General features: G+C 49.8%; 15 protein-coding genes. 10 read left to right on the top strand and 5 right to left on the bottom strand.

Annotated elements, in window-relative coordinates; translation table 11 throughout:
• Nucleotides 1–10: 10 nt before the first annotated feature.
• From can to grpE, 5 genes are all read right to left on the bottom strand, one after another.
• Entirely contained in the window at nt 11–679 is a 669-nt protein-coding gene (can, locus tag H8K26_RS04020; RefSeq protein ID WP_186884890.1) for a carbonate dehydratase, read from the bottom strand.
• A 117-nt stretch (nt 680–796) separates the two neighbouring features.
• On the bottom strand, nt 797–1,405 hold the full coding sequence (locus H8K26_RS04015; RefSeq protein ID WP_186884889.1) for a chalcone isomerase family protein: 609 nt from the start codon (nt 1,403–1,405) through the stop codon (nt 797–799).
• A 288-nt stretch (nt 1,406–1,693) separates the two neighbouring features.
• Nucleotides 1,694–2,812, bottom strand: a complete 1,119-nt coding sequence (dnaJ, locus tag H8K26_RS04010; protein WP_186884888.1) for a molecular chaperone DnaJ — start codon at nt 2,810–2,812, stop codon at nt 1,694–1,696.
• 97 nt (nt 2,813–2,909) lie between these two features.
• Nucleotides 2,910–4,844 (bottom strand): molecular chaperone DnaK, encoded by a 1,935-nt coding sequence (gene dnaK / locus H8K26_RS04005; RefSeq protein WP_186896479.1) that lies wholly within the window; start codon nt 4,842–4,844, stop codon nt 2,910–2,912.
• Between the two features lie 142 nt (nt 4,845–4,986).
• Entirely contained in the window at nt 4,987–5,550 is a 564-nt protein-coding gene (gene grpE / locus H8K26_RS04000; RefSeq protein ID WP_190477462.1) for a nucleotide exchange factor GrpE, read from the bottom strand.
• 346 nt (nt 5,551–5,896) lie between these two features.
• Here grpE and rfbB point away from each other — a divergent pair, with 346 nt between their 5' ends.
• The 10 genes from rfbB to waaC all read left to right on the top strand — a co-directional run bounded on the left by rfbB (nt 5,897) and on the right by waaC (nt 16,338).
• Nucleotides 5,897–6,964: a dTDP-glucose 4,6-dehydratase gene (gene rfbB / locus H8K26_RS03995; RefSeq protein WP_190477461.1), complete on the top strand. Its 1,068-nt coding sequence runs from the start codon at nt 5,897–5,899 to the stop codon at nt 6,962–6,964.
• Nucleotides 6,961–7,857, top strand: a complete 897-nt coding sequence (gene rfbA / locus H8K26_RS03990; RefSeq protein WP_186884884.1) for a glucose-1-phosphate thymidylyltransferase RfbA — start codon at nt 6,961–6,963, stop codon at nt 7,855–7,857. Before rfbB ends, rfbA begins: the two co-directional genes overlap by 4 nt.
• A 3-nt stretch (nt 7,858–7,860) precedes the next feature.
• Nucleotides 7,861–8,406 (top strand): dTDP-4-dehydrorhamnose 3,5-epimerase, encoded by a 546-nt coding sequence (rfbC, locus tag H8K26_RS03985; protein WP_186884883.1) that lies wholly within the window; start codon nt 7,861–7,863, stop codon nt 8,404–8,406.
• Nucleotides 8,403–9,308 (top strand): dTDP-4-dehydrorhamnose reductase, encoded by a 906-nt coding sequence (gene rfbD, locus H8K26_RS03980; protein ID WP_190477459.1) that lies wholly within the window; start codon nt 8,403–8,405, stop codon nt 9,306–9,308. Before rfbC ends, rfbD begins: the two co-directional genes overlap by 4 nt.
• Before the next feature lie 154 nt (nt 9,309–9,462).
• Entirely contained in the window at nt 9,463–10,248 is a 786-nt protein-coding gene (locus H8K26_RS03975) for a glycosyltransferase family protein (RefSeq protein WP_190477457.1), read from the top strand.
• Nucleotides 10,214–11,200, top strand: coding sequence for a UDP-glucose 4-epimerase family protein (locus H8K26_RS03970; protein WP_223826808.1), 987 nt, complete (start codon nt 10,214–10,216; stop codon nt 11,198–11,200). The genes H8K26_RS03975 and H8K26_RS03970 overlap by 35 nt, the downstream gene beginning before the upstream one ends.
• 7 nt (nt 11,201–11,207) lie before the next feature.
• Nucleotides 11,208–11,768, top strand: a complete 561-nt coding sequence (locus tag H8K26_RS03965; RefSeq protein ID WP_186884972.1) for a sugar transferase — start codon at nt 11,208–11,210, stop codon at nt 11,766–11,768.
• Nucleotides 11,769–11,823: 55 nt separating this feature from the next.
• On the top strand, nt 11,824–13,710 hold the full coding sequence (locus H8K26_RS03960; protein ID WP_317889238.1) for a polysaccharide biosynthesis protein: 1,887 nt from the start codon (nt 11,824–11,826) through the stop codon (nt 13,708–13,710).
• 51 nt (nt 13,711–13,761) lie between these two features.
• Entirely contained in the window at nt 13,762–15,138 is a 1,377-nt protein-coding gene (locus H8K26_RS03955; protein ID WP_190477453.1) for a phosphomannomutase/phosphoglucomutase, read from the top strand.
• A gap of 228 nt (nt 15,139–15,366) precedes the next feature.
• On the top strand, nt 15,367–16,338 hold the full coding sequence (gene waaC / locus H8K26_RS03950; RefSeq protein ID WP_190477451.1) for a lipopolysaccharide heptosyltransferase I: 972 nt from the start codon (nt 15,367–15,369) through the stop codon (nt 16,336–16,338).
• The last annotated feature ends 40 nt before the right edge of the window (nt 16,339–16,378 follow it).

The raw sequence follows: 16,378 nt of genomic DNA, 5'->3' as shown, positions 1-16,378 counted from the left end.
TATATGTTGTTCAGTCCTGATACCGGGTCAGACTCGCGGCAAACTGGGTGGCAAGCATTTCCGGTGAACTGACCGCCATTCCCAGTGGATTTAATAAGCCATCCTGAATGCCATAGACCCAGCCATGCACAGTCAGTGTCTGGCCGCGTTCCCACGCATCCTGAATCACGGTGGTCTGGCACAGATTGACGACTTGTTCGATCACGTTCAGTTCGCACAAGCGGTCTGCGCGCTGTTTTGTATTCAGTGTTTCACCAAGATAGCGTTCATGCTTCTGATGTACATCCTGTACGTGACGCAGCCAGTTATCGGCCAGACCGACACGCCGCCCGGTCATTGCAGCATGTACGCCTGAGCAACCATAATGACCGCAGATGATAATGTGTTTGACGCCCAGAATATCGACTGCAAACTGCAGCACAGAGAGGCAATTTAAATCTGAATGAACGACAACGTTGGCGATATTTCTGTGTACAAATAACTCACCAGGTAAAAGCCCCAGCAATTCATTGGCAGGGACCCGGCTGTCAGAGCAGCCTATCCACAGATATTCAGGATTTTGCTGGGCTGCGAGTTTTTTAAAAAAATCAGCATCCCGGTTGGAGATTGCCTGCGCCCATTGACGATTATTTTCAAATAACTGTTCCGGAGTTAATTCGGCACGATTTTTCTCGGTCATCATCCTGTCCTGATATTGAAAACAGGCGTGATTCTAACCTTTATGCAGGTAAGCTGCATAAACAGAAAAAGCCGTACCCGGGCAGGTACGGCTTTTTCTGTTTCAGATCAAGGTAAATTAACGATACATATTTCTGTCGTCAGGCTCAGCCAGCATCGCTTTCTTCAAGCCGCTGTCAACGGGTTTTTCACCTAACCAGATGCGCAGCAATGCGTTGTTAAATCCGATGTCAGGGTAAGGTTCACCCATTTTTTTTCCATTTAAATACACCACCGTACCAACGCCGGGAACCCAGTCGTTCACCATGACATCCCCTTTTTTCAATTCAGGAACGGATGCAAACAACTCACCGAAACGAAGAAACTGCGAAGTGAATTTCACTTTTTCTGCTTTGTCTGTATTTTGTTGTATACCTTGCATAAAGCCGCGGCCAAAATCTTCGTTACTGAGATCGCGCAGCATCACTATCGTGACCCGACGCGGACCTTGCGAGGCAAGTACTTCAGGTACGGTATTTTTCTTGTCTTTGAGGTACAGGCCCGCTGCGTACACTTTGAAAATAGCTTTGTAACGGATCCCGGCTCCATTCAGTTTCAGATCGGTGTTTGCAACATGAACCGTATCTTCAAATTTGGCACCCGCTATATCCACGGTACCGGCATTTGCTGTACTGAGCAGGGTCAGACCCAGCCCGGCTAACCAACATTTATATTGATTCCAACGCATTTTTGTCTCCTGTTTATATTTTATTGATTCCAGATTGATCAGGCTTGGCAGATAAGATGCTGTCGCTGATAAATCCGGGCACCGCTACTTATAATGTAGTTTTTATATTGGCTCTTTAGCTTAACCGATTCCCGGGCGTATCGTCAGCGCTGATTTTGGAGTCCGCTCTCTAATTTAGCAGCAAATTTATCCGCCTGATGCCTGTATCTAAATACCGATCTCCGACAACACGGGAAGTAAACGTTAAAAAGCCCCGTTCAACATCAACGGGGCTTTTTTTTAGCAAAATTATTCAAAGAATTTTTTTACTTTATCCATCCAGGTTTTACTTTGGGGGTTGTGCTTAGCCCCGCCTTCTACCGTCAACTGCTCAAAATCTTTCAACAACTGCTTTTGCTTTTCAGTCAGCTTGACTGGCGTTTCTATCACAACGTGACAGAACAAGTCGCCAGCATAACCAGAACGCACGCCCTTCACGCCTTTGCTGCGCAAACGGAAAGTTTTACCTGACTGCGTTCCTTCCGGTACAGTGAACGACGCTTTGCCACTCAACGTAGGTACTTCAATCTCGCCGCCCAGAGCCGCTTTCACAAAGGAAATTGGAATCTCGCAATGCAGATCATCGCCTTCGCGCTGGAACACCGGATGCTGCTTGATATGTATCTCTACATACAAATCACCCGGAGGCCCGCCGTTGACGCCAGGTTCACCGTTACCCGATGAACGGATACGCATGCCATCGTCTATCCCTGCTGGAATTTTAACTTCCAGTGTTTTATTGCGTTTGATGCGACCAACACCTGAGCAAGCGGTACATGGATCAGGAATCATTTTCCCTGTGCCATGACACTTAGGACAGGCTTGCTGGATACTGAACAAACCTTGCTGCATCCGTACCTGACCGTGTCCGCCACAAGTGGTGCACGTTACCGGTGACGTACCGGGTTTTGCACCGGAGCCGTGGCAAGTATCGCACTCATCCCAGCTAGGCACGCGTATCGTCGTATCAAATCCGTTAGCGGCCTGCTCGAGTGTGATTTCGAGGTTATATCGCAAATCAGCACCGCGATATACCTGAGGACCCGCACTACGACGGCCACCGCCGAAAATATCACCAAAAATATCGCCGAACGCATCAGCAAAACCGCCTGCACCACCGCCACCGCCGCCACCCATATTCGGATCAACACCGGCATGACCGTAACGGTCGTAGGCATCCCGTTTCTGGCTGTCGGAAAGCATCTCGTAAGCCTCTTTGGCTTCCTTGAATTTCTCTTCGGCAGACTTATTATCCGGATTACGATCCGGATGGTACTTCATCGCCAGCTTGCGATAAGCCTTTTTAATTTCGTCTTCTGAAGCGTTTTTACCGACGCCGAGAATTTCATAAAAATCACGCTTCGCCATCTCTTGTTAACCTCTGTATTAAGCGCAAACGCCGGGCCAGCAACGCAAGCGCGAGCCACCCGGCGAGTGATGACGGGCAAGCCCGTCAGACTGGGAATTACTTATTGTCTTTCACTTCTTTGAAGTCTGCATCGACAACATCGTCATCTTTAGCTTTTGCATCAGCGTCCGCAGTACCGCCCGCTGCACCAGCCGCAGCTTGCTGAGCCTGCATATCCGCATAGACTTTTTCGCCCAGCTTCTGAGCCGCTGTCGTCAAAGCACCAAGCTTAGTATCGATCTCAACTTTGTCGCCGGTTTTCAACACATCTTCCAACTCTTTGATCGCAGCTTCGATTTTTTCTTTCTCGCCTGCGTCCAGTTTGTCGCCATGTTCAGCCAGCGCTTTTTTGGTTGAGTGCACCAATGCATCACCCTGATTGCGGGACTCAGCCAGTTCTTTGACCTTTTTGTCTTCTTCCGCGTTCAGTTCTGCATCTTTCACCATTTTCTGAATTTCTTCTTCAGTCAAACCTGAGTTTGCTTTAATAGTGATTTTGTTTTCTTTACCGGTTGCTTTGTCTTTTGCACCTACATGCAAAATACCATTCGCATCAATATCGAACGTGACTTCAATTTGTGGTGTGCCACGTGCTGCTGGTGGAATACCTTCCAGATTGAATTCGCCCAGACCTTTATTACCGGCAGCGATCTCACGTTCACCCTGGAACACTTTGATCGTTACCGCAGGCTGATTATCATCTGCTGTCGAAAACACCTGACTGAACTTAGTCGGGATGGTCGTGTTTTTCTGTATCATCTTCGTCATCACGCCGCCCAGAGTCTCGATACCCAGCGACAATGGTGTCACGTCCAGCAACAACAGATCTTTACGATCGCCAGACAATACAGAACCCTGAATTGCTGCACCGACCGCTACTGCTTCGTCCGGATTCACGTCTTTACGTGGCTCTTTACCGAAGAACTCTTTAACCAGTTCCTGAACCTTAGGCATACGGGTCATGCCACCAACCAGAATGATGTCGTCGATATCAGATACTTTAACGCCAGCATCTTTAATCGCCAGACGGCAAGGCTCGATGGTTTTCTTGACCAGTTCTTCGACCAGCGCTTCCAGTTTGGCGCGCGTGATTTTCAAGTTCAGATGCACCGGTGCGCCATTCGCCATCGCGATATATGGCTCATTGATTTCAGTTTGCTGTGCGCTTGACAGTTCAATTTTTGCACGCTCAGCAGAAGCCTTGATACGTTGCAAAGCGATAGGATCTTTGGACAAATCCAGACCATTGATCGTTTTGAATTCTGTGATGATGTAATCAATGATACGTTGATCGAAATCTTCACCACCGAGGAAAGTATCGCCGTTAGTCGACAACACTTCAAACTGCATTTCGCCATCAACGTCTGCAATTTCAATAATGGAAACGTCGAAAGTACCGCCGCCAAGGTCATACACAGCAATCTTACGATCGCCTTTTTCTTTTTTATCCAGACCGAACGCCAATGCGGCAGCCGTTGGTTCGTTGATGATACGTTTCACATCCAGACCAGCGATACGGCCGGCATCTTTCGTTGCCTGACGTTGCGCATCGTTGAAATAAGCAGGAACGGTAATGACCGCTTCTGTCACTTCTTCACCGAGGTAGTCTTCGGCAGTCTTTTTCATTTTGCGCAAAACTTCAGCGGAAATCTGTGGTGGCGCTAATTTTTTATCGCGCACAGAAACCCACGCATCACCATTGTCTGCTTTGGAAATCGTGTAAGGCATCAGACTGATGTCTTTTTGGACTTCTTTTTCTTCAAATTTACGACCGATCAGACGTTTGACCGCAAATAAAGTGTTTTTCGGATTTGTCACTGCCTGACGTTTTGCAGAGGCGCCGACCAGAATCTCGCCGTCTTCCTGATACGCGATAATCGATGGTGTCGTGCGTGCACCTTCTGCATTTTCAATCACTTTTGGCTGGCCGCCTTCCATGATTGCAACGCAAGAGTTGGTTGTACCCAAATCAATACCAATCATTTTTCCCATGATATTTCCCTTAGAATGTAGATTTTATTTGTCAATGTTGGTGAGTCGGTCTGAATTTAGCAGCAAAACCAACTCGTCTGTTCCGGATATAAGGTAAAAAACCCGCTTTTCAAGCGTTTTATGCGTTTTTTTTACGTTTTTCTTACTTTCCTTGCGCAACGGTCACTAAAGCCGGGCGCAAAAGACGATCAGCAATCGTGTAGCCTTTTTGCAGTACAGTCACGATAGTGTTGGCCTCTTGCTCTGCCGGAACCATAGAGACAGCCTGATGTTTAGTCGGATCAAGTTTTTCCGCCTGCGCCGGATTCACTTCCATCAAGCGATTTTTTTCAAATGCAGAATTCAATTGCTTCAGCGTAATTTCCACGCCTTCTTTTAAAGAATCAATGGATGGCGTTTCCACTTTCAAGGCCATTTCCAGACTGTCTTTGACGGGCACCATTGCTTCCGCAAAACCTTCTATCGCAAATTTATGTGCTTTCGCGATATCTTCCTGCGCACGGCGACGGATATTTTCACCATCAGCTTTGGCGCGCATAAAAGCATCCTGCAGCTCAGCAACCCGCGCTTCTAACTCAGCAATTTTTGCTGCTGCGTAATTCGCTGGATCATTTTGCTGCTCTACAACAGTCTCCGCAGCTGCAACTTCGGCGCTCTCAACTGCAGTAGCAGGGTTTTCAGCCTGATGATTTTCTTGTTCTTGCATCCTGTTTCTCCATTCAAATACACGTTACACCTGTAAATAGGGCTGATTCTGATTATTTCAAGGGATACCTGGCACCCTAAATCGACGATTCATATCGCAAACGGCATATGTATGTATGCATCATTGGAAAGTCAAAAATCAAGGCAGCCCGATTAGCAAAATGAAAGCTTGAAATGCGGGCAGACATGAAAAACACTATTCCCGACATATCAAAACCACATTAATGCAAATAATTGTTACTAATCTTACAGCGTAAAATCATCACAAAATAGAACGACTTCGGGCTTATCTCAAGTAAAATCGCGGGTTGGGTATTAAAAATAAGCGGTTCAGACAGGGGTTAGTTATGATTTTCGTCACAGGCGGCGCTGGATTTATCGGCGCTAATTTTGTATTAAGTTGGCTGGCACAATCTGACGAGACAGTGCTTAATTATGACAAACTGACTTATGCTGGCAATTTAAACAATCTTACAAGCTTACGTCACGATAACCGGCATATTTTCGTTCAGGGTGACATCTGCGACGGCGACAAACTGACAGCATTGTTTGCAGAACATAAGCCACGTGCGATCGTGCATTTTGCGGCAGAAAGCCATGTAGATCGCTCGATTCATGGTCCGGCAGCTTTCGTCACAACCAATATTAATGGCACGTTCAGCCTGTTAGAGGCTGCGCGGGCTTACTGGAATTCACTCGAAGCTCAGGAAAAAAAGGACTTTCGTTTCCTACATGTATCAACCGATGAAGTGTATGGAACGCTGGGTCCGGAAGATCCGCCATTCAGCGAAACAACTGCTTACGCGCCGAACAGCCCGTATTCCGCATCGAAAGCAGCATCCGATCATCTTGTTCGCGCTTATCACCATACTTATGGCATGCCAGTCTTAACAACGAACTGCTCGAATAACTATGGTCCTTATCATTTTCCGGAAAAACTGATTCCGCTGATTATTACCAACGCCCGCGCAGGTAAAGACTTGCCGGTGTATGGCGATGGTCAGCAAGTGCGTGACTGGTTGTTTGTGACAGATCATTGTGCAGCAATCCGCCGCGTCCTTGAAGATGGACGCCTGGGCGAAACCTACAACGTCGGCGGCTGGAACGAACAGACCAATCTCAGCGTCGTTCATACCATTTGCGATTTACTGGACGAATTACAACCTAAAGCACAAGGCAGTTACCGCGATCAGATCAAACACATCACTGACCGCCCGGGCCACGATCGCCGCTACGCTATTGATGCGCGCAAAATCGAACGCGAACTCGGCTGGAAACCGGCTGAAACGTTCACGACTGGCCTGCGCAAAACAGTGGAATGGTATCTCGCCAATGATGCGTGGGTCGCGCAGGTACAATCCGGCGATTATATGAAATGGGTTGATCTGCAATACAGTAACAAGGAACAAGCATGAGTTTTACATCAAGTACCCGCAAAGGCATTATTCTGGCCGGTGGTTCCGGCACACGCCTCTACCCGGTCACACAGGCAATCTCCAAACAACTGCTGCCGGTATACGACAAACCGATGATTTATTACCCGCTGACATCGCTGATGCTGGCAGGTATTCGCGACATCCTGATTATCTCGACGCCACAAGATACGCCGCGTTTTTCTGAGTTGCTTGGCGACGGTTCGCAATGGGGGATTAATCTGCAATATGCAGTGCAACCGTCACCTGATGGTCTGGCTCAGGCCTTCATTATCGGTAAAGAATTTATCGGCAATTCTCCTTCTGCGTTGATTCTTGGCGACAACATCTATTACGGCCACGATTTCGAACCTCAATTACGCAATGCCGATGCCAGAAATCAAGGCGCAACCGTGTTTGCTTACCACGTGCATGATCCTGAACGCTATGGCGTAGTTGATTTTGACGCTAACAAACAAGCACTCAGCATCGAGGAAAAACCAGCAAAACCTAAGTCGAATTACGCGGTGACTGGCCTGTATTTTTATGATCAGCAAGTATGCGATATCGCCGCCAACATCAAACCATCACCACGCGGCGAACTGGAAATTACCGATGTCAATAACGTTTATCTGAAACAAGGCGAGTTAAACGTCGAACTGATGGGACGTGGCATGGCATGGCTTGATACCGGCACCCATGAATCTTTACTGGAAGCAGGTCAGTTTGTCGCGACGATAGAAAAGCGCCAGGGCTTGAAAGTCGCCTGCCCTGAAGAAATCGCCTTCCGCCGTAACTACATCAGCGCCGCGCAGCTCGAAACGCTGGCACAGCCGCTGAAGAAAAATGAGTACGGCCGCTATTTGTTGAACCTCTTAGAGAAAAAGACGTTTTAAACCATGAAAGCTATTCCTACCAATCTGCCAGAAGTCATGATCATAGAACCGAAAGTATTCGGTGACGAACGTGGTTTTTTCTTTGAGAGCTTCAATGCGAAAAAGTTTGCTGAACTGACGGGTGTCGATGTTGAATTTGTTCAGGACAACCATTCACTCTCAGCAAAAAATATCCTGCGCGGCCTGCACTATCAAATCAAACAGGCACAGGGAAAACTGGTGCGCGTCGTGACCGGCGAAGTGTTTGATGTGGCTGTTGATATCCGCAAAAGCTCACCACGCTTCGGCCAGTGGACCGGTGTCGTTCTGTCCGCAGAAAATCAACGTCAGCTCTGGATCCCGCCTGGCTTTGCACATGGTTTTGTTGTGCTCAGTGATAAAGCGGAATTCCTCTATAAAACCACAGATTACTGGGCGCCGGAATATGAACGCTCATTGCAATGGAATGATCCTGCAATTGGTATTGAATGGCCGATTCAGGGCGAACCGGTGATGTCTGCTAAAGATCAGCAAGGAAAACTGCTCGCTGATGCTGAGGTATTTGAATGAAGATTTTATTGACCGGCGTCACGGGACAGCTGGGCCATACTTTACAGCAGCAACTCAGTGCGCAGCATGAAGTGATCGCCCCTGATCGCAGCCAGCTTGATTTAAGCGATGCTGCTGCGATTACTGCGTATGTTGATGCGATACAGCCAGATCTGATTATCAATCCGGCCGCCTACACCGCAGTCGATAAAGCAGAGTCAGAAACTGAATTAGCAGAAGCGATCAATGTGACAGCGCCAGCGACCTTTGCTGCGGCAGCAAAAAAGCACAATATTGGTCTGATTCACTATTCGACAGATTACGTCTTTGACGGCAGTTTGCGCGATGCCCACGCCGGTTTAAAAAGTTATACAGAAACAGAAACAACTCATCCGTTGAATGTGTACGGCACAACGAAACTCGCAGGCGAGCAAGCCATTATTGCCAGTGGCTGCCGTCACCTGATTTTCCGCACCAGCTGGGTCTATTCGCGCTTCGGTAAAAATTTCCTGCTGACGATGTTACGGTTGGCGAATGAGCGTGACGAACTGCGTATCGTCAACGATCAGTGGGGCGCACCTACATCGGCTAAAGCCATCAGCAACGCCACTTGTCAGATTCTGGCGCAACTGCTGGCCGCACCGGATAGCGGACAATGGTGGTCGCAATATCAAGGTTTATATAATCTGACGACAACCGGACACACAAGCTGGTGTGGCTTTACCGAAGAAATTTTGCGTCAGGCGGCTAGCCGTGGTTTGCTGAACAAGCCAGCACCCGTTGTGCATGGAATTCCTGCCAGCGAATACCCGACACCTGCAACAAGACCGGTCAATTCCTGTCTGAACACAGATAAAATCAGCCGCACGTTCGGATTGACGTTGCCATCGTGGCAAACGGCGTTGACGGATAGTCTGGCATAGATACTGGTAAGGAATAGTTCATCGCGGGCAAAGCGAATGCTGTTACTCTGTACGCCAACACAGCAATCGCATACGCCGCGCGTCGTGACAGCACAGTAAAGCAGATGCCAGCAAGCATGCCCTCACACCCAAATATGAATGGAATCGTTCACTTATGATTCATGTTGCCATCATCAGTCATGGACATGAAGATCTGCTGATCTCAACCCGGCTGGGCGGATTACTCGGCCAGCATGACGATATCCATCTGTGGCTGAAAGATAATCTGCCATCCGCAAAATTAAAAGACTACTGCCACCAGCACGGCGTTTCTTACACCGATGCCTCTGCAGGACTGGGCTTCGGTGCGAACAATAATTTTCTGTTCCGGCAAATACAAAATAGTGTCGGCTTGCGCTCAGGTGACATATTCGTCGTCATGAATCCGGATATTTCCATCACCCCGGATACGCTCAGGCAACTGGTTGAAGAAATGCAGCGTGATCAGTTTCCACTGGCAACCCTGAATCTGTTTAAAGATGAAAATCACCTCAGGACTGATGCGAATATCCGCCTGTTCCCAGATTTTCTTTCGCCATTGCGTATGGCCGTCATACGCTCGCTGACGCAGGCCTACGATAAAGAAAAAATCACAGCGCCGTTTCATGCAGACTGGGCTTCCGGTGCTTTTTTAGTATTCGATGCGCGGCATTACGAAGCGCTGCAGGGCTTCGATGATCGCTATTTTATGTATTTTGAAGATGTCGATCTTTGCTATCGCTCGTATCTGATGTTGGGAAAAGGTGTGCGTTATTACCCGCAACTGCAGGCAGTCCATTTTGCGGCACATAAAAACCGCAGTCTGTTGTCGCCGCACGCGAATTGGTTTATCCGCAGTTTCCTGAAATTTTTATCGCGTAAATATTTTGTCTATTCACGCCGTACAAGCGGCGCGCGCTGATATGGTTCAGCGTATCTTCATCACCGGTGCGAGTGGATTTGTCGGGCAGGCAGTCGCCAGATATTTTCTCGCACAACATCAACAATTGGTCTGCCCAAGTCGGCAGCCACTCAGCTTTCAATCCCTACTGATGGCAAACCCGCTGATTCCGGAGCTTTCTCCTGATCTCGACTGGTCTGCTCATTTGCATGAGATTGACGCGGTGATTCATTGCGCGGCCCGTGTGCATGTGATGCAAGAGTCCGCGGCTGATCCGCTGGCCTTGTTCCGTCGCGTCAACGTCGACGCGACACTGGCGCTGGCCAGACAAGCGGCAGCGGCGGGAGTGCGCCAGTTTATTTTTATCAGTTCCGTCAAAGTCAACGGCGAGCTGACGCAACCGGGAAAACCGTTCAGCGAAAAAGATGTATCCCTTGCCGAAGACCCGTATGGCATATCGAAGTGTGAAGCAGAAATTGCCCTGTTGCAGCTGGGTGAGCAAACGGGTATGGCAGTAACGATCATCCGGCCACCGCTGATCTATGGACCAGGCGTGAAAGCGAATTTTTTAAGCATGCTGCGCTGGGTTAAAAAAGGTATACCGCTGCCGCTGGCCAGCACCAGAAATAAGCGCAGCTTTGTTTATCTCGGCAATCTGATCAGTCTGATCGATACCTGCCTGCATCACCCACATGCGGGGCAAGAAATTTTTCTGGTCTCCGATGGTCAGGATTTATCGACCGCTGAATTATTGCAGGCGTGCGCCAAAGCCTTGCAGGTGCCATCACGCTTGCTGCCGTGTCCACCATCTTTACTCACGCTGGCGGCAACGCTGGCCGGAAAAAAATCTGTTGCTGATCGCCTGTGTTTATCATTGCAAGTCGATATCACCAAAGCGAGAACATTACTAGGCTGGACTCCGCCCTATACTGTGGAACAGGGACTGGCCGCTACCGTGACACAATTACCATAAGACTATGTTGAAACGTTGCTTTGACCTGCTGCTCGCTGTATGTGCCACACTCATATTGCTGTTGCCCATACTGATCACCGCCTTGTGCGTGAAGCTGACTTCGCGCGGCCCTGCCGTTTACTGGTCGGATCGTGTTGGCAAGAATAATGTCATCTTCAAGATGCCGAAATTTCGCAGCATGCGCATAGACACGCCCGCAGTTGCCACTCACTTGTTGAGTAACCCGGATCAGTATCTGACGCCGATAGGTTCGTTTCTCAGAAAATCAAGTCTGGATGAGCTGCCGCAACTGTGGAGTATCCTGAATGGCGATATGAGTTTCGTTGGCCCGCGCCCGGCGCTGTACAATCAGCATGATCTGATTGCCTTACGTACGGAAAAAAACGTCCATACGATTCCGCCCGGTTTAACTGGCTGGGCGCAAGTTAATGGTCGTGATGAATTGCCGATTCCGGTGAAAGTGGAACTGGATGCCTATTATCTGCAACATCAGTCATTTCTTCTGGATATGCGCATATTGCTGATGACCTTTTTCAAGGTTTTGCGTCGCGACGGCATTACGCATTAGGACAAACTTCATGCTGCAAACTCTACTCCATCTCCCCCGCCTGCAGAAGCAAATCATGGCCGCTGCGCTTGATGTGCTGTGTCTGCCGCTGATCTTCATACTGGCAATATGGTTGCGTTACGATGGTTTTAACGCCGAGTTATTCCGGCATTATTTCTGGCTGATCGTTTCTATCCCTGTTGTCTCCATCCCGATTTTTATCCGCATCGGTTTGTACCGTGCAGTGATTCGTTTTATCGATCAGAAAATTATCAGCGTGATTTTTATCGGTGCCTGCACGTCAGTTCTGCTGCTGGCCTTCATCGGCGTGATGCTGCATATCATGCCGATTTCACGCGCGATCTTTGGCTTTTTCTGGGCCGGCTCGATACTCTATCTCAGCGCCAGCCGTTTTCTCGCACGCAACTGGTTTCTGCGCGCCGATATGGCAGACAACGTGATTCATGTCTGCATTTACGGCGCAGGAAAAGCCGGGGCGCAACTCGCTACGGCATTGCGGGCTGGCGGTGAACATATCTGCGTTGCGTTTATTGATGACAATGAAAAAAAACACCGCTCAACGATCGCTGGTATCCAGATTTACAGCCCGGCAGAGATTGATGCGCTGGTCGTTAAATTAGGTATCAAACAGATTCTGCTGGCGATACCCTCGGCCAGTAAAACCCGGCAAAAGCAGATATTGAATCAGCTCGAACATCTGAAGCTAAAAATTAAAGTCACGCCTTCCATACAAAGTCTGGTCAATGGCGAGCTGCGTGTTCAGGATGTACGCGACGTTGAAATTGAAGATTTGCTGGGCCGTGATCAGGTCGAGCCGGATGCCCGTTTACTGAGTACCTGCATCACTGGCAAACATGTGTTGGTCACCGGTGCGGGTGGCTCCATTGGTTCAGAACTGTGCCGCCAGATTCTGCGTCAGCGCCCCAAAAAACTGGTGTTACTGGAAATGTCCGAATACGCTTTATATGCGATCGAACATGAATTGCTGTCGCTGCGCGCTCAGCTTCATCTTGATGTCGAGATACTGCCGTTTCTCGGCACGGTGCTTGATGCTGCCAAGCTCGACAGAATTTTTGCAGCCTGCAATATTGACACGCTATACCACGCCGCTGCCTACAAACATGTGCCGCTGGTCGAACACAATCCGGTCGAAGGCATACGCAATAATGTGTTCGGTACGCTGGCGGTGGCGCAAGCAGCGATCAAAGCGAAAGTGGCTAATTTCGTGCTGATTTCCACGGATAAAGCAGTGCGTCCTACGAATATCATGGGTACCAGCAAACGGCTTGCAGAATTAATTTTGCAGGCATTTTCGCATGGTCAGCACAGCACGCGTTTTTGTATGGTGCGCTTTGGCAATGTGCTGGGCTCGTCAGGCTCAGTCGTGCCGCTGTTTCGCAAACAGATCATGGCAGGTGGCCCGATTACTTTGACGCATCCTGAGATCACCCGCTATTTCATGACCATCCCTGAAGCAGCGCAACTGGTGCTGCAGGCAGGTGCGATGGGCGAAGGCGGCGATGTGTTTGTGCTTGATATGGGTGAACCTGTACGCATTATCGATCTGGCGCGCCGCATGGTGCATCTGAGCGGGCTGGAAGTGAAATCAGAAACTACGCCGCAGGGAACGATAGAGATACAGCACGTCGGCCTGCGTCCCGGTGAAAAACTGTACGAAGAACTGCTGATCGGCGACAACGTTGAAGGCACCAGCCACCCGCTGATTATGCGTGCGCAGGAAAATGAAATTCCCTGGGAGCAATTAAGTCTGGCGCTGACCGCGCTTGAGCAAGCCTGCACCGCATTTGACTATGAACAAATACGTACGCTGTTGTTAAAAACAGTGGCAGAATACCAGCCGCAATGCGGCATCGAAGATCTGATCTGGCAAGCATCCCATGTCAATTCAGGCAGCACGACCGACATCAAAGTTCTGCATTAAATAGCTATTTACAATTCCAGTCATCATCTCATTTTGATCAGCAAGGTTGCTATGTCCCTACTTTCCCCCAGCATTTTCAAGGCTTATGATATTCGCGGCATTATCGGCAAAACGCTCGATGCTGATGTTGCTTACCTGATTGGTCAGGCATTCGGCAGCGCCGCCGTTGCCAAAGGTGAAAAGACCGTCGTGATTGGCCGTGATGGTCGCTTGTCCGGCCCCGATCTGATCACCGCACTCGCTAAAGGTTTGCAATCCACTGGTGTCGATGTGATCGATCTCGGTGTGGTTGTCACACCGATGGTGTATTTCGGCACCAATGTGCTGGGTGCGACATCCGGCATCATGGTCACCGGCAGCCATAATCCACCCGATTACAACGGCTTCAAAATGGTGCTCGCCGGTGAAGCGATTTATGGCGATGCGATTCTGGCCTTGTATCAGACCATACTGAAAAAAGAATTTGCTCAAGGCAGCGGTAACTACCGTACCCACGACATCAGAGCGGCCTATCTTGAACGCATTATCGGCGACGTTAAACTGGCGCGCCCGATCAAAATCGCCGTCGATTGCGGTAACGGTGTGGCCGGTGCGTTTGCGGCAGATCTGTATCGCGGCATGGGTTGCGAAGTGATTGAGTTATTCTGCGAAGTTGATGGCACATTCCCGAATCACCATCCTGATCCTGCGCATGCTGAAAACCTGCAAGACTTAATCCGTTGCCTGCAAACCACCGATGCCGAAATCGGCTTGGCCTTTGATGGCGATGGCGACCGCCTCGGTGTCGTGACGAAAGACGGACAGATCATTTACCCTGATCGCCAGCTGATGCTGTTTGCCGAAGATGTGCTGACACGCAATCCCGGTGCACAGATTCTGTATGACGTGAAATGCACGCGCCATATCGCACCGTGGGTCAAAGCGCGCGGCGGTGTACCGCTGATGTGGAAAACCGGGCATTCGCTGGTGAAAGCGAAATTGCGTGAAACCGGCGCACCACTCGGCGGCGAAATGAGCGGGCATATTTTCTTCAAAGACCGCTGGTATGGTTTTGATGATGGCTTGTATGCCGGTGCCCGTTTGTTGGAAATTCTGAGTCGCGTTACGGACATGACAGCAACCCTGAATGACTTGCCACAATCGGCCTCGACGCCGGAGCTGCAACTGAAATTAGCGGAAGGCGAGAATTTCACACTCATCGCCGCAATGCAGGCGAATGCCAATTTCCCGGGTTCCGATGAAATCATCACGATTGACGGTCTGCGGGTTGAATATCCGGATGGCTTCGGTCTGGCACGCTCGTCCAATACGACACCAGTAATCGTGATGCGTTTTGAAGCAGAAACGCCCGCCGCACTGGCACGCATACAAGCGGCGATGAAACAGGCAGTGCTGGCGGTAAAACCGGATGCGGTGTTACCGTTTTAAACCGCTTGGCGCTTCACTGGTCTGAGAATAACCAGTAAAAGCAAAAAAGCCCTTTAAAATGCTCTTAATATACTCCCCCCCAGTATTTTCTACAGCCCAATGTTTATAAGGACATGAAGCCGAAAATACTAAAAAAGAGGGGGAGTATATGAAAAAAGCACAAAATTTCGGCTTCTGGCTACTCTGTTCTTCGTTTAATCTGTCCCTGCTTTTGTGACTGACAATTCCGTGAAAATTCTGCTGGTCCGTGTTTCTTCCCTTGGCGATGTGCTGCATAACATGCCGGTTGTTGATGATCTGCTGCGCCATTTCCCTGATGCGCAGATCGATTGGGTGGTGGAAGAAGCCTATGTGAATCTGGTGCGTCTTCATCCGGGTGTGCGTCACATCATCCCTTTTGCCTTACGACGCTGGCGCAAGAGTTTGCGCTCGGCCGCAACACGCGCAGAAATCGCCGGTTTTTACCGCCAGTTACGGCATGACGCCTACGATCTGATCCTCGACACCCAAGGGCTGCTGAAAACCGGCCTCATCATGGGCATGGCACGCAAAACGCCAAACGGGAAAAAAGTCGGTCTGGCGAATGGTACCGAGGGTTCTGGTTACGAAGGCGTTTCGCGACTATTTCATGATCTCAGCGTACCGGTCGACAAACACACCCATGCTGTCTTGCGCGGCCGTCTGGTCGCTGCCGCAGCGGCTGGCTACGTTGTCAACACACCGGCCAGTTTCGGCTTGCGTGTGCCCGCTGGTGACACCAGTTGGAAACCGGCGACACCTTACGTGGTCTTTTTCCACGGTACCGCAGGCGCTGCAAAGAAATGGGCGCGGGACAACTGGATAGCGATTGCCGCGTATTTGTACCAATACGATTTACCTATCCTGCTGCCGTGGGGCAGCCCGGCCGAAAAAGCCGAAGCAGTAGCAATGGCCGCCGCCATGCCGAATGCCACGGTGTTACCGGCGCTCTCCATGCAAGAGGCCACGATACTGGCGCAATCAGCCGCGCTGGCGATCGGTGTCGATACCGGTCTGACGCATATCGCAGCCGCCTACGAAACGCCGACCATAGAAATTTACTGCGCCTCACCGAAATGGAAAACCGAAGGAAACTGGTCACCGAAGATCATCAACCTCGGTGATAATGGCGTACCGCCCGGCGTTGCTGAAGTCGAACAGGCAATACAGCAGTTACTATGACAACGCAGCCGCTGTCAGCACCTCCGGCAATTTGAACCGA

This window comes from Cognatundibacterium aquatile (assembly GCF_014699135.1).
Lineage (GTDB): Bacteria > Pseudomonadota > Gammaproteobacteria > Burkholderiales > Burkholderiaceae_D > Undibacterium > Undibacterium aquatile.
Note: the sequence above shows the minus strand (reverse complement) of the source record. Positions and strands in the feature narration are given on the sequence as shown.

Bases quoted from the DNA above. Each gene is read 5' to 3' on its own strand.
- H8K26_RS03975 (WP_190477457.1), top strand. From the start codon at position 9,463: ATGATTCATGTTGCCATCATCAGTCATGGACATGAAGATCTGCTGATC.
- rfbB (WP_190477461.1), top strand. From the start codon at position 5,897: ATGATTTTCGTCACAGGCGGCGCTGGATTTATCGGCGCTAATTTTGTA.
- H8K26_RS03960 (WP_317889238.1), top strand. From the start codon at position 11,824: ATGGCCGCTGCGCTTGATGTGCTGTGTCTGCCGCTGATCTTCATACTG.
- H8K26_RS03955 (WP_190477453.1), top strand. From the start codon at position 13,762: ATGTCCCTACTTTCCCCCAGCATTTTCAAGGCTTATGATATTCGCGGC.
- rfbA (WP_186884884.1), top strand. From the start codon at position 6,961: ATGAGTTTTACATCAAGTACCCGCAAAGGCATTATTCTGGCCGGTGGT.
- rfbC (WP_186884883.1), top strand. From the start codon at position 7,861: ATGAAAGCTATTCCTACCAATCTGCCAGAAGTCATGATCATAGAACCG.
- dnaJ (WP_186884888.1), bottom strand. From the start codon at position 2,812: ATGGCGAAGCGTGATTTTTATGAAATTCTCGGCGTCGGTAAAAACGCT.
- rfbD (WP_190477459.1), top strand. From the start codon at position 8,403: ATGAAGATTTTATTGACCGGCGTCACGGGACAGCTGGGCCATACTTTA.
- dnaK (WP_186896479.1), bottom strand. From the start codon at position 4,844: ATGGGAAAAATGATTGGTATTGATTTGGGTACAACCAACTCTTGCGTT.
- can (WP_186884890.1), bottom strand. From the start codon at position 679: ATGACCGAGAAAAATCGTGCCGAATTAACTCCGGAACAGTTATTTGAA.
- grpE (WP_190477462.1), bottom strand. From the start codon at position 5,550: ATGCAAGAACAAGAAAATCATCAGGCTGAAAACCCTGCTACTGCAGTT.
- H8K26_RS04015 (WP_186884889.1), bottom strand. From the start codon at position 1,405: ATGCGTTGGAATCAATATAAATGTTGGTTAGCCGGGCTGGGTCTGACC.